10 protein-coding genes and 1 pseudogene are annotated in these 14,060 nt (G+C 60.8%); 6 read left to right on the plus strand and 5 right to left on the minus strand.

Annotation, left to right across the window (positions count from 1 at the left end):
* Nucleotides 1-4 precede the first annotated feature (4 nt).
* A complete protein-coding gene (locus WN982_RS24790) occupies nt 5-1,372 on the minus strand; it encodes an MFS transporter (RefSeq protein WP_341319412.1) in 1,368 nt (455 codons plus the stop codon).
* Between the two features lie 736 nt (nt 1,373-2,108).
* Between WN982_RS24790 and WN982_RS24795 the strand changes: the two genes are divergently transcribed.
* Nucleotides 2,109-4,562, plus strand: coding sequence for a glycogen/starch/alpha-glucan phosphorylase (locus tag WN982_RS24795; RefSeq protein WP_341318289.1), 2,454 nt, complete (start codon nt 2,109-2,111; stop codon nt 4,560-4,562).
* 199 nt (nt 4,563-4,761) lie between these two features.
* Here the strand turns inward: WN982_RS24795 and WN982_RS24800 are convergent, their stop codons facing one another.
* From WN982_RS24800 to WN982_RS24810, 3 genes are all read right to left on the minus strand, one after another.
* Nucleotides 4,762-5,094, minus strand: a complete 333-nt coding sequence (locus WN982_RS24800) for a hypothetical protein (RefSeq protein WP_341318290.1) — start codon at nt 5,092-5,094, stop codon at nt 4,762-4,764.
* Nucleotides 5,095-5,265: 171 nt separating this feature from the next.
* The gene (locus WN982_RS24805; RefSeq protein WP_341318291.1) at nt 5,266-5,655 is read right to left on the minus strand and encodes a DUF6232 family protein; all 390 of its coding nucleotides are present in this window, start codon (nt 5,653-5,655) and stop codon (nt 5,266-5,268) included.
* Nucleotides 5,656-5,907: 252 nt separating this feature from the next.
* Nucleotides 5,908-6,327 carry a hypothetical protein gene (locus WN982_RS24810; protein WP_341318292.1) on the minus strand — a complete coding sequence of 140 codons (420 nt, stop codon included), beginning with the start codon at nt 6,325-6,327 and terminating at the stop codon, nt 5,908-5,910.
* A gap of 926 nt (nt 6,328-7,253) precedes the next feature.
* On the opposite strand from WN982_RS24810, the gene WN982_RS24815 reads away from it, so the two are divergent.
* From WN982_RS24815 to WN982_RS24825, 3 genes and pseudogenes are all read left to right on the plus strand, one after another.
* Nucleotides 7,254-7,682 carry a hypothetical protein gene (locus tag WN982_RS24815; protein WP_341318293.1) on the plus strand — a complete coding sequence of 143 codons (429 nt, stop codon included), beginning with the start codon at nt 7,254-7,256 and terminating at the stop codon, nt 7,680-7,682.
* Nucleotides 7,683-9,080: 1,398 nt separating this feature from the next.
* Nucleotides 9,081-9,944 (plus strand): hypothetical protein, encoded by an 864-nt coding sequence (locus WN982_RS24820; protein WP_341318294.1) that lies wholly within the window; start codon nt 9,081-9,083, stop codon nt 9,942-9,944.
* Between the two features lie 146 nt (nt 9,945-10,090).
* Nucleotides 10,091-10,195, plus strand: a pseudogene (locus WN982_RS24825) (transposase zinc-binding domain-containing protein); the annotation flags it as partial.
* Nucleotides 10,196-11,370: 1,175 nt separating this feature from the next.
* On the opposite strand, the gene WN982_RS24830 reads toward WN982_RS24825, so the two are convergent.
* The gene (locus tag WN982_RS24830) at nt 11,371-12,294 is read right to left on the minus strand and encodes a LysR substrate-binding domain-containing protein (protein WP_341318295.1); all 924 of its coding nucleotides are present in this window, start codon (nt 12,292-12,294) and stop codon (nt 11,371-11,373) included.
* 99 nt (nt 12,295-12,393) lie between these two features.
* Between WN982_RS24830 and WN982_RS24835 the strand changes: the two genes are divergently transcribed.
* On the plus strand, nt 12,394-13,326 hold the full coding sequence (locus WN982_RS24835) for a DMT family transporter (RefSeq protein ID WP_341318296.1): 933 nt from the start codon (nt 12,394-12,396) through the stop codon (nt 13,324-13,326).
* A gap of 60 nt (nt 13,327-13,386) precedes the next feature.
* Complete coding sequence (locus tag WN982_RS24840; protein ID WP_341318297.1) at nt 13,387-14,010, plus strand: AraC family transcriptional regulator; 624 nt, start codon at nt 13,387-13,389, stop codon at nt 14,008-14,010.
* The last annotated feature ends 50 nt before the right edge of the window (nt 14,011-14,060 follow it).

Consider the following 14,060-nt stretch of genomic DNA (forward strand, 5'->3'; position numbering starts at 1 on the left):
TTGTTTATTTCGCCGTCGCCTTTGCGTGCACGCCGGCCCGATGAGACGGCGCCAGAAGCCGCAATCCGCTTGCAAGGCTCGCGGCGCCGGCGAAGAAAGCCCCGGCGCCTAGCGCGAGCGTCGGCCCGTGCCGGCCTGCAATGCCGAAGCTCAGCGCGACCAGCGCCGCGCCGGTGGTTTGCCCGAGCAGCCGCGCGGTCGCGACAATGCCGCTGGCGCCGCCGCTGCGCTCGGGCGGCGCGCTCGCCATCAACGCTTTCAGATTCGGCGACTGGAAGAAGCCGAAGCCCGCGCCGCACACCGCCATCCGGATGCCGATATCGAGCACATGCGGATGCACCGGCAACAACGCGAGCGACGTCATCCCCGCCGACATCACCGCGAGACCGATCGCGCCGAGCAAGCCCGGCGGATAGCGGTCGGACAGACTGCCCGCCAGCGGCGCGGCCAACGCCACCACCACCGGCCACGGCGTCATCAGAAAGCCGGTCTCGACCTGGCTGCGATGCAGCACATCCTCGAAATAGAAAGGAAGCGACACGAACGCCAGCCCTTGCGCGGCGAACGAGCACACGGCAGTCACCGCCGACAACGCGAATACCGGCAGCTTGAACAGATCGACGGGCAGCATCGGCGCCGGGTGTCCCGCCTCACGCCGGATCAGCAGCAGCCCGAACACGAGGGCAACCGCCGCGGCACTCAGCACCAGTTGCGCCGGAGCTTGCTGGGCGGCCTCGCCGAGCGCGAAGATCAGTGCCGCGAAGGTGATCACGTTGAGTAGCGCGGCGACCGGGTCGAAGTTGTGCGTGCCGCGCTCGGTGTGCGGCAACGCCGGCCATGCGAAGGCGAGCGCCAGCAGACCCAGCGGCACGTTGATCGCGAACAGCCACGGCCATGCCGCCACCGACAGAATCAACGACGCCACCGTCGGCCCGACCGCGAACGACACGCCGACGATCAGCGCGTTGGTGCCCAGGCCGCGGCCGAGCCGATGCGGCGGATAGAGAAAGCGGATCAGCGCGGTATTCACGCTCATGATCGCGCTCGCGCCGAGCCCTTGCAGCACGCGCGCGGCGGCCAGCTGCGGCAACGTTGAAGCGAGCGAACAGGCCAGCGACGCCAGCGTGAACAGCGCAATGCCGCCGATATAAATGCGCCGATGCCCGACGATGTCGCCAAGCGCGGCGAGCGGCAGCAGCGTCGCGACCATCGCGAGCTGGTACGCGTTGATGATCCATACCGACGCGGCGGGCGCGGCGTGCAGATCGGCGGCGATGGCGGGCAGGGCGGTGTTGGCGATCGCGGTGTCGAGCGTGGCGAGCGCGACGGCCAGCATGATCGCGGCCATCGCGCGACGGTTCGCCGCGGACATCGGGCCGTCCGTCGGGTAGGTGTGAGCGGAAGTGGCGCTGGGTTTGTCGGACAAGGCGTGGCTCGTCGGGTTAAGCATGCCGAAGCGCCGGCCGCGCCAGGAGTGACGCGGTGCGCAAGCGGCAGGGTTGTGTGTGGAGTGAGGCGCGCGTGACCTGAGTGCAGCGGTCAGGGCGGCTTGCGCAGCGAATGTAGCGATTGTTACAGAGACGTGGAAATCGTGCTGGGAACGCAACGGCAGGGGTGGCCGTTTTGGCGATTCAATAACGCAACTAACGGTCAAGCCCGCGCCGCGTCTTCGAACATGGATGGCGACCGCACGATACAAGCTCGCGCGGGAAACATGTTGAGCAGGCGAGGCGGCCTGATTCGACCACATATCGCCGGCATCGAGTCGTTCATCCGCACGTCACACGGTAGAAAAATAATCGCGCTGCATCTCATCGAAGCGCGCACGCATCGCTCGCCAGCGTTTGCCTGATCGTTTGTTTCTTTTGCACGCCGATGCACGCGCGCAGTGCCGTGAATGCGCCGTTTGCACCGCGCGTGTGCGCAAAACCTGCGAAGCGCCGCATGTCGGCGGGCATGGCACGTGCGTGATAGCCGCTCGCGCTCGCCGGTGTCCGCGGGTCGTAAAATGTTCTACTCTGCTTGTTAACCCGCCTGACCGGCACGCGCCTCCCGTCCGTCAACTGTGCGGTTTGCGTATGCCGCGTCGCTTTCTCCCGGAGGCTTCGATGACAGCCGTCGATCTGGAATTCGACCAGCTCAACAGTACCGTCGACGCGCTACGGCGCTCAATTTCCAATCGCATGATGTACGGCGTCGGCAAAGACGCCGTCACGGCTCACCCGCACGACTGGCTGCACGCCGCCGCGCTGGCCGTGCGCGACCGGCTGGTCGCGCGCTGGATGAAGACCACGCGCCTGCAATACGAACAGGACGTGAAGCGCGTTTACTACCTGTCGATGGAATTCCTGATCGGGCGCACCTTCACGAACGCGTTGCTCGCGCTCGGCATCTACGATCAGATGAAGGAAGCGCTCGCGAGTCTGGGCGTCGACATGGAAGCGCTGACCGATCTCGAGCCGGATGCCGCGCTCGGCAACGGCGGCCTCGGGCGGCTGGCCGCCTGCTTCCTCGATTCAATGGCGACGCTCGGCATTCCGGGCTTCGGCTATGGCATCCGTTACGAATACGGCATGTTCCGTCAGGAGATCGTCAACGGCGAGCAGGTCGAGGCGCCGGATTACTGGCTGCGCGCGGGCAATCCGTGGGAGTTTCCGCGGCCGGAGATCAAGTACATGGTGCACTTCGGCGGCCGCACGGTGCAGCGCGGCGAGCATGTCGAGTGGATCGACACCGAGCATGTGAACGCCACGGCCTACGATACCGTCATTCCCGGCTACGCGACCAGCGCGACGAACACGCTGCGCCTATGGTCGGCGCGTGCGACCGAAGAGCTCGACCTCGGCGCGTTCAACCGCGGCGACTATCGCAACGCGGTCGACACGAAGAATATGTCGGAGAACGTGTCGCGCCTGCTGTACCCCGATGATTCGACGCCGGCAGGCCGCGAGTTGCGGCTTCGCCAGGAGTACTTCTTCGTCTCGGCGACGATGCAGGATCTGATCCGCCGCTATCAGCGCACGCATAGCACGTTCGGCCGTTTCGCCGAAAAAGTGGCGGTGCATCTGAACGATACCCACCCAGTGCTGGCGATTCCTGAGCTGATGCGTTTGCTGGTTGACGTGCATCACGTGCCGTGGGACAAGGCGTGGAAGCACATCACGCAGATGTTCTCGTACACGAACCACACCTTGATGCCCGAAGCGCTCGAAACGTGGGACGTCGAGACGCTCGCGCGTCTGCTGCCGCGCCATCTGGAGATCATCTTCGAGATCAACGCGGAGTTTCTCAAGCATGTCAGCGAGCATTCGGGGCATGATGTCGAGATGATCCGCCGCATTTCGCTCGTCGACGAATATGGCCAGCGGCGCGTGCGGATGGCGCACCTGGCGATCGTCGCGAGTCACAAGGTGAACGGCGTGTCGAAGCTGCATTCGCAACTGATGACGCGTGACATTTTCGCCGACTTCGCGCGCATCTTTCCGGAGCGCTTCACCAATGTGACCAACGGCATCACGCCGCGGCGCTGGCTCGCACAGGCGAGTCCGTCGTTGTCGTCGCTGATCGATCAGCAGATCGGCAAGCACTGGCGCCGCAATCTGTTCGAGCTGGAGCAACTGCGCGATTTACGCAACGACTCAGCGTTCATCGACGCCTTCCGTGAAGCGAAGCGGCAAAACAAATTGCGGCTCGTGCAGCGGCTCGCGCATCACACGAAACAGCACTTCGATCCCGACGCGCTGTTCGACCTCCAGGTCAAGCGCATCCACGAATACAAACGGCAGTTGCTGAACGTGCTGCACGTGATCGTGCGCTACAACCAGATTCGCGCGAACCCCGAGCGCGATTGGGTGCCGCGCGTGGTGATGTTCGCCGGCAAGGCGGCGTCCGCGTATCGAATGGCGAAGACGATCATCAAGCTGATCGGCGACGTCGGCGAAAAAGTCAACCACGATCCGCTGATCGGCGACCGGCTGAAGGTGGTGTTCGTGCCGAACTACGGCGTGAGCGTGGCCGAGTTGATCATTCCGGCGGCCGATCTGTCCGAACAGATTTCGATGGCCGGCACCGAGGCGTCGGGCACCGGCAACATGAAGCTCGCGCTCAACGGCGCGTTGACGATCGGCACGATGGACGGCGCGAACATCGAAATCTGCGACGCAGTGGGACGCGAGAACATTTTCATCTTCGGCCACACTGCCGACGAAGTGGACGACTTGCGCGCCACCGGCTACCGGCCACGGCAACTCTATGAGGAGAATCCGGAGCTGCGCATGGCGCTGGACCAGATTCGCTCGGGCTTCTTCTCGCCGGACGATCCGCTACGGTTCTCCGATATCTTCCATACGTTAGTCGATTGGGGCGATCACTACATGGTGCTCGCCGATTTCGCGGCCTTTGCGAAGGCGCAGGACGACGTGGATGCGCGTTTCGTCGACCAGCGCGCGTGGGCCGGGAGTGCGATCGAAAACGTTGCGGGCATGGGGCAGTTTTCGTCGGATCGCACGATCGGCGAATATGCCCGCGACATCTGGCATGTGAAGTCGCTCGATATGGAGTGACGGCGCGCGGTTGTTCGCTTCAAAGAAAAAGGCCGGTTCGAGAGAACCGGCCTTTTTTTAGCGTTCAATGAATCTCACGGCGCGAACTTTTCACTCCCCTTTGCGGCATACAGACCAAGCTGCCCGCGCGGGCAATTGCAAAGATGTCTAAAGGTTTGGCGTGCCGCTAAAGATGCGCCCGTGCAAGCATTGATCTAAATCAATAGTCGCGTGGACGCCGGATCACGGTGGTCTGCGCGCGGCCCAACGTGGCGCGGTCGAGGGCCGTTGTCAGCAGACCGATGACGTCGTCGAGCGTGCGCGAGGTGACCTCGATGCGAAAGGTCATGCGCTCGTGCTGTTTGTCGATGGTGACGACATAGAGACGCAGATCGTCGCCGAGCGCGGCATGCAGTGCGCGCCGTCCGCTCGCGGATGAGGTGCCGGGCACGGTCACTTCGATGATGACGAGCGGAACGATGAGATGCGTGGGACGGGCAACGCGCAGCGCGCGTGGCAGGGAGATTTCAGATGTGGCGGCGGACGTTAGCATCGTGATTGCGCCGCTTTGGCGAGGCGGTGCGCGTTGTTGATACATGTCCACTCTAGCGATGCGCGCCTCAAAGACGCGCAAAAGCTGCTGCGCCGCGAATCAATTTTGTGTTAACGCGTGGCGTCTGAATGTGCCGCTTGAGCGCACCACGCCAGGCGCTTTGCGAACGGCTCAAGCAGTGGGCGCGGCAGCGGCTGCCTTTGCTTCATGCACGGCCGCGGCGACCCGCTCGACGAATTCGCGATCGATGCTCGACAGCGCCTCACGTTCGCCATTGGCGGTCTGCACCATCAGACGATGGGTAATGTCCTGCGTCGCCCAGGTGAGCCAGCCGACCACCGCCAGCATCGTGCCGCACACGATGCCCGCCGGCGAGTGCAATATCGCGCCGGCAATGGCGCCGGCCAGCCCGATCAGCGAGATCGTAGACGGTAAGACTTTGTTCTTCTGCACGGTGACGACCTGCACGTCCAGAATGTCGCGCAGCGGGAACACCTGGCCGGCGGCTGAAAGCGCGTTACGCGTGACCGACACGCCACGATCATTGAAAGGGGTTTCCATCGAGTCGAATGCAAGCGGTGGCAAAGGGCGCAGCGTACCAGACTTCAAATTCCTAAAGTTACGGATTTTTTCGTCGGTCGGGAGGCCTACTCAGCCGGGGTTTCACGTTTAGCTGACTAAAAATTTCAGTTATGGATTTTTCTGACTAAGATTTGGTGTTGTTTCTTCGCCGGTTCTTTGGCGCGGCCTTTATGGCACAGCTAGGATTTTAGCCTCTTGCCGGGAAGCTAGGCGTTACAGGAAATTCAGTAGCTAGGCACCGGGTGTTGCCGGAGGCGCATACCAGTAGACTACGTTGGTTCGCGCGAAAGATGCTATTCCGACCTGAAAGTCCGTCACGTGAGGTGTCCACAGGTCATGCACCTCCACGCGAAAGGCCGTATAGTGCCCCGCAGGCACATCAACTTCTTCGATTGCGGCAACCCGGGCGGACAGGTCATGGTCAATGGCGCGGACGCTCGAGCCGTCGAACGCCTGAAACCGAGCGCTCCACGACTTCCCTACGGCTAGCGGAAAATCGAAAAGCCGCTCGCAGGGCGCGTACCGGACACCGCCGCGCCGGAGAATATTCAGGTCTTGGTCGCGCTGGTAGACGATGGTCGGCCCAGGCGTACTTGCGTACTCGACGGTAGTGGTGCCGTCTTCGGCTCTTGCCGTTACAGTCGCTACCATTACCCCATCCTTTCCAGAGATCGGGTTATGCCATCGATACTCCCACGTGTCGCCTAGCATCCATTTCGGTTTGGACGTCGGGTTGTAAGCTTCTTGCGCAAGCGCACTGTGGAATACCGCGAGACAGAGTACCGTGCACCGTGCGACCGGATGCCGACGACCGAGGTGCTTCATCACGAGCCTCCGGAGGGTGTTGGGTAGACAGACGTCGACGGTGTCAATGGGCGCTACTCGCCATTAGGACCTTAGGATTCTATTTCCCCCGAGTCAAACTCAAAGTACTCAGGTCCATCTTCGGTCCCAGGTTGCATACGCAATAACGGTCACAACGGCTCGACTCCGGTCCGAGGCATAGCTCGCAACCGGTCACTCGCTGGGCGCGGGATACGATGGGTGTGGATGACTGAAAAGGCCGACACCCGCCGACCTACAGTAATGGGCGAACGGCCGTTGTACATTGGAAGCCGCCGTTAAGGTCACGCCGGGTCGAAGGGCCGAGGTGGGTCGGATGCCACCCTTCGCGACAGGCAGCAGGCGGCCAGACGCACACGTCTGGAGGGACTTGGCAGTGAGTCGCGCGCTGATGCACAGTGCAATTGCGTGGAATGAGCTGTGGAACGCGTTTCGCTCGGACCGTGAAGTCCCTTTTTAGACGCAGCCTCGGCCATGAGCGGACGTTCAAATAGCTAGAATTTACAGGAGACGCATCGGCTAGACGCTCGCTGGGTGATGCAGCGCGGCTCTAACGCGGAGCGGGCATCGCGGTTCCGCGCGCGGTCCGACTTGACCGCGATGGTAAACACACCAAGGATACCTTCCTGCGTCACGAACTAAGGGCCGAAATGTTCGCTGCTGGACGGGCGTCGCCGCATCTCGATCGCTGAGGCCCGTTCAACTCGGACGTTACAACTTATGGGAGCAGAGCCATGGTCGCGGTCAAATACGACGATCTTTCTATGGCCTTCGACTTCATTAGCTCCGCATCGCCGATGGAACACAACGCGTATGTCTCGCTCGATACGGGCGAAGTCTATTGGACATCTGATTCCAACGACGCATTCGACGAGGATATTCCTGACGACCTTGAAACCTCGGATCGCTACCTTGCGATACCGCATAAGAACGATCTCGATCTCGGAAGAAGTCTCACCTTGCGCTTTGTCGCACAGGAGTTACCTGCGCGTTACGACCAGGTCGAAGGATTTTTCCGACGACAAGGCGCTTACTCGCGCTTCAAGGATCTGCTGCAGCGCGAAGGCGTTCTCGAAGCCTGGTATACGTTTGAAGCCGACTCTGTCGAAAGCGCGCTGAGGCAATGGTGTGCCGAAAACGGCATCGAGATTCTTGAGACGTGACTGGCCGTTTAGTCAGGCGACAAAATGTCTGGCCGCACGGGTTACTCAGGGAATTCAGGCGCCGCCGTGACAAAGAATCACCGAGCGTATCCGCTCCGAGTCGGATCAGAACTCGCCGGTCCCAATTGCCGGCAATCGGCCAATTACGGCCGTTGACCCGCGCTCTCCGCCCGACATTCGAGCGTCGGCTCCGCTCCAGACAACGGACTTTAGTGCGCGCACCATGTCTGCCGTGCCGTCGACCGCTGCGGACGGTCACGATCCAATTTCTGTCTCGGTACGTTGTTTTATGTGCTCCGTAGCGAGCTTGCCAGCTTTCGAGCCGTATCGAATCGAGGATCTTTGATCATTGACGTTTTATGGCTCGTTCGAATCCGGAGTTAAACAATGCACTTCAGCGAGCATGAGGTTGAAGGCTGAGAAATCCAGTTTGCTGGCGATGAGGAACAGGACGGTGCGCATGGTTTCGAAGCGGGCACATCCAACTCCATAAAGCGGGCTTGACTCGAGCATTTCTATCGTCTAACACGTTACCTACAGAACGCTTCATTGAAAAGCCGTTGTCAGTAAATCCATAGCGAATAACGAGGCCCCCATCAGGGTTAGCAAAGCACTAGGAAATCGTTTGCTTGCACAGTAGTTCAGCTTAGCGAACGAAACGTGCCAAAAATTGCGTTTCGCACCCGCACTGGAGCGGAAGCCGGATTGAAGGAGTTCGATCGCCCATACTTCTACCACCACCTTCTAAATGCTAAGTAATCCTTCTAAATCATATATTTCTTTGTTTACATATCGAAGGGCTGGCATCGGGATATTGAAAATTCTCTGTCGCGACCAAAGCGTGGATTGATTGTCTCGAGGTGTCCGAGGACCCCTTGAATGGAGCGAATCATGTCTTGCTTCTTCGTTGGTATTCGGACCGCCGTTGTGGCCGCTGCTCTAGGATTTATCGCAACACCCTTCTGTCTGGCGCAAGAGCAAAACCAATGTATCGCGGCATGTTTTGATACGCAGCCAAACCAATGCATCGCGCCTCCGCCGCAGGCGGCTAGCGCGCCGCAGCCGTCTAGCGAACCGACCGCTACCCAATGTCCGCAGCAGCCGCCGACGGACACAACTAAACGCCAGGATGCAATACAATCCGCACAATACAACATAGGTGCCGCTGAGCTCGCGACCGCGGCGCCATTTTGCGTATACGCCGCCGCCCCCCCTGCGCAGGCTACTTGTGCCGTAATTCTGGGTGGCGCGTCGGGGCTATATTGGTTGATATCCGCATATTACGGCTATGAGGCCGTCGTCGATCCATCCGACCTCAACTACACCATAATCCCGGTACCTGTGCCCGCTCCCTTCGTTCCCGTCGTTTCAGCACTCCCGCCGAAGACGGCGGCCGCAATGAATGCGCTTCTAGCCAATGAGACGACAATGCTTGGGCTGCTGCAGGCTATGTATATGGCCACGAACCGCGCATCCACCGCTGAAGCCGCCGGCGACGTTATCTGGCCGCAGCGGCAACGTCAGGCGCATGCGGCATTTCAAGTCAGCTTGGGCGGCCTGTTGCTGAAGGAAGTGAAGCGACGGCAGGCGTTGACGGAGGCGTTTCATGCCGAAGGCCTCTCACCGGTTCCGGTCTCCCCGAAGCAGTTCAAGGCGTTCCAATCGTCGATCGCCGGCGGCTGGTCGCCAGAGCAGAGGGCCCAATTGGCCAGTTCGGGTGCAGACGACGCGGCCATCGAGACTGCTCGGCAGCTTGCACTAGCTCTTGACCCGAGGAAGGTGGTCGGGCAATTCCCGGATTTTCTGGTCACTCCGGACTCCCTGACGCAACTGCGTACATCGAGTTCCGTTTTCAAGGGCATTCGGATCGAAATCGGCGGTCCGACGCACCGCGTTAATCCGCGCGAGCGTCACGTGCTCAAGGTGGAGGTGATTTCGACGCCGACCTTCGATGCGTCGACCATCGACCCGTTGAGCGTTCGCTTTGGACCCAACGCAGCCTCCGAAACCTTCGCGGCGTCCTTCGAGCACACGAACAAGGAGGGCTTGGTCGACCTCGTATTTCACTTCAGGAGCAATGAGACCGGCATTACGTGCGGCGACAGGTCGGCCGTCATCACCGGGAAGCTCGTGAATGGGGACCGATTCGTGGGTCGAGGCCCTGTGAGAACCGTGAATTGCAACGATGACGATGATGGGGACCACCACCATGGCGACCATCGGAGTGCCGGCCACCAGCGTTGGAACCTGGAGGATGAATAGTGTCTGTATCAAGCCGGCATGGTCCTCTTGGGACGCCCCCGGCTTGCGAAGCTTCATTGGCGATGGGATCGCCTGCTTGATCCGGTTGAGCAAAAAGGAAAACGTTTTGGATCCGGAAGCGAAAGCCAGGGACGCGCAGTCATGCGCAGCGGCGCGTGATTAGCGCTATCGACCTATGCTGCACGGCGGCGCTAGGCAAGCATGTCGAGCAGTGCGATGCCTGCGGCCATCAACGCATCGCCTCAAACTCGTTGTTCAAATCGAAGCGACAGTCGGAATGGGTCGACCGGCCCTAGACGCCCACCCTGGATGGCGTACCGCTTATGGCAGAGCTTCAGGAACTGGTCGCAGACCTGCCGACTTAGGGTTATTGCGTGCCTGGGCGTTGCTGAGGCGAAGCCGGGACGCTCTGGGTCCAACCTCGTGTTAATGCAAAACGGGTTTATCACGTCAGCGTGCTAACGGCCTGTTGCTTGAACGCCGGCCTCGCCATGCTCGATCTATCCATCACGACGGCAGAGTCGCGATGGATAGGAGGCAATGCCCACCGGTGTCGGACGGATTCTAACTTCGTTGCGACGACGGGGCGCCATTGCGCGTCACCTTTGCACTAGCATTCGAGCCTGGAAGACCGCACGCCGGATGAAGCCCACGTACGTAGCGGATGACCGCTGATGTCCGGTAAGGTGTCTTTGAGATAGCGCAGGTTCGAAGGGCAGGAGTGGGTGTGCGCCGTGAAAAGGTGGCGCTTTCCAGCGGGTGCAAGCCCCGCCCGGCAACCGCTCCAGCCGGAAGCAACGGAGCAGCTATGGAGGCAACGAAATGGCTGAAGCCTTCGGGTAAAGCGTATCACGAACTGGTGACAGCGCGAGTGTGCAGGCCGTAACGCGAGTGAACGCCGAGCAAACCTCGAAAAGGTCGATGCGCAGGCCGACCCGACAACCCTATCGGGGAAGGCTGATACGACTGGGTGAATGAGCAGGCTGGACGCCCAGCCGCTGCGCCGGGGTAGTGGCGACAGCATGTACACAGGGAAAGCGCACGCAACACGGGAAGCCCGTTGGCATGGTCAGGGATGACCAACCGGATGCCCGTGAGGGACAGGCCGGGCGCCTTGGGGTGACGGAGAGGCCCGTATTACCGTTGAAGCCGGTGTAATGCTGGGAGGGAAGGGGCCTCAGTTCAAGACCAACGCAATACGTAGCGAGGACGTGGAGATTGGGCAGCCGCGCGTATCGGGCGCTCGACAGCTACACTGCGACGCGGTTGCGCCGGTGGTTACGTGACGGGTTCGATATCTGCTGCGATCAGCGATCGATCGAGGCCTGCGTCGGACCGGGTGCGGCCACAAGCGGTCCGTCACTTCCAACTCAAGAGCGTCCGTTGTTGTCGGGTAAAGCGCCGTTCACGGGGAAATGGCTTCTATTCATCGATGTGTTGCCTGGCCGGAATCCAGGAGAATGCTTCCGGCAGCCATCTTCTCGACCATCCACGCTTTCAGCGATTTCACGCCTGGTTGAAGTTCGTCCGCATCGGGGTGTACGAGATAGTATCCGTTCGGCAGCGGCAGCGCTTTGCCGAACGGTTCGACAAGCGACCCTTCAGCAAGCTCGGACTCCACGAGGATGGGACTTGTCAGGACCACCCCTTGCGCGCGCACGGCTGCTTCGATTGCCATCAAGGACTGATCGAATTGAATGCCGGCGATCGCTTCGATCTGCGCTTCGCCAAGATTGCTGAAGCGCGTCAACCAGGCCGACCAGTGCGGATGCAACGTGTTGTGGAGCAGCGTCGCCGATCGAAGGTCTTCGGGTCGCTTCAATTTCCACTTCTTCGCGTAAGCCGGGCTGCAGTAGACGTGCCCCTCATCGGGGCAAAGCAGTTGAACTGAAAGCTGCGGATCGGCGCCGTTGAAATATCGGATCGCGAGATCGACGGCATCGAGTTCGAAATCGACGAGCGTGGTGGACGTCGAAAGGCTCAGCGCGATTCCCGGGTGCACCTGCAGCAAGTCCGCCATGCGCGGAGCAAACCACTTTGCGGCAAAGCTCGGCGGCATCGAAAGCCGCAGGCCTTTGTTCTGACGTTCCCGCAAGCGGCGGCTTGCATGGATGATCTCCGCGAGCGCCGGCTGGATCCGCGCGAAATACGCGCGGCCTTCGGCAGTCGGCGTCACCTGCCTTATCTGCCGCACAAACAGGGCGACGCCGAGCCACTCTTCGAGCTTTTGGATTTGCTGGCCGACCGCGCCGGGCGTCACGCTCAGCTCTTCGGCAGCTAGAGTAAAACTGCCGAGCCGCATTGCAGCCTCCAGAGCTACCAAGGCCTTCATGGGCGGGATGGGTCTCATGGCGTAGTTTTCCTATTGCATCGGAAAAATTTAATCATTTGTACCGCATCGGCGGCGTAACGACAATGAAGACTGGAAACATTCTTCGAGTTCGTCGCCATGAACCCCGCCTACCTCGCCTTTGCAGCGCTCGGCCTCATCTGGGGCACCAACTTCATGTTCATGAAATGGGCGAGCGTCGACATATCGGCGTCCCAGATCGTCTTTCTCCGGACGTTGTTTGGCTTCCTGCCTATCCTGGCAATGGCGCTGATCAGGGACGAGCTGAAATGGCGCCATCTGCGCCACGCACCTCATTTCCTCGTAATGTCGCTGCTTGCCACCGTGGTCTACTACTACGCGTTTGCGAAGGGGGCGGCGCTGCTGCTATCCAGCGTGGCGGGCATGCTAAGCGGAGCGATCCCGCTGTTTTCTTTCCTCGCTGCATGGGCGCTATTGCGCCTGGAACGCCCAACTGCGCGGATGATTTTTGGCATCTTGAGCGGCTTCGTGGGCGTGTTGATGATTGCACGGCCATGGAATGCCCATGCAAGCGGTGTGAATTTGCTCGGAGTCTTTTATATGGTCGCCGGTTCACTCAGCGTCGGATGCTCGTTCGTGTACGCGCGGCGCTTTCTCTCCGGCCTCGACCTCTCACCACTGGCGCTTTCGACATGGCAGATCGGCTTCGCGCTTGTCGTACTGAGTTGCGTCACAGACTTCCACGGCATGGCGCGTGTAACCGGCGACACGCGAGCAGCGCTTGGGCTCGTCCTGGGTCTCGGGCTGACAGGAACGGGGATTGCCTACATCCTGTATTACTACATTGTCGGGCGGCTCGGCGCGGTCGCGGCTTCCAGCGTGACGTATATCCCGCCTGTCATTGCCTTGCTGTTGGGATTGTCGATCGGCCACGAACCGATGCGCCCGCTCGATCTGATCGCGATGGCGACCATTCTCGCGGGGGTCTACCTGCTCCAGAGCCGGGCGCGCGAGAAGCCGACTGGCGTGCCGCAGACTCGATCAGCGATGGGTTGGATGCGGTCGCGTTGATCGGAACGATGTCAGTGGCCGTTTGATTCGTTTGGGGACTGGCCGGAAGGAACGATCTGCGTGATCAATTCTGGCCACTTGCATGAAGGTCGCCCCGCTACGGAGGCCGGATGGGACTACCGGATGGTGTACATGCCGACAACAGGCCTCATCGGCCTGCTCAAGGACGACGGCGAGGATTTCTCGGGGACGTTGTACTTCCCCGAGACGGTCATCGACGACCCGCAGACAATGAAGCTGATACGGAAGGCGCATGTCTGTTCGGAGTCGAATGACGCCACGCAACTTGAGAAGACGTCGCGCCTCGCGACTGCGGTCTTCCAACTGGTGCAGCGTCACGGGCAGATGCCCCATCCGATGCCACGCCCGGGGGCGATACCGGGAGCAGTCAAACGCGCCCGCGAATATATCGACGCTCACATCGCCGAAAGCCCGTCGCTCGACATCATTTCGCAGGCCGCGGGAATGAGTTCCTTCCATTTGCTTCGGGCATTCAAAGAGGCGATCGGCGTAGCGCCTCATGCTTACCTCGTCCAACGGCGCGTGGAGATGGCGAAGCATCTTCTCCTGAAAGGCCACCCGTTGCGGCTGGTCGCAATCGCCGTCGGATATTGCGACCAGGGGCATCTGAGCCGGGAGTTCAGCCGATTTTTTGGTGTTCCGCCTGGCGTCGCGCGCCAGTGATTTGCGCAAGATTGTCCAAACCGGCCGGCGTTCGGCTGAACATCCGCCGG

Origin of the sequence: Paraburkholderia sp. IMGN_8, from assembly GCF_038050405.1 — a bacterium.
Lineage (GTDB): Bacteria > Pseudomonadota > Gammaproteobacteria > Burkholderiales > Burkholderiaceae > Paraburkholderia.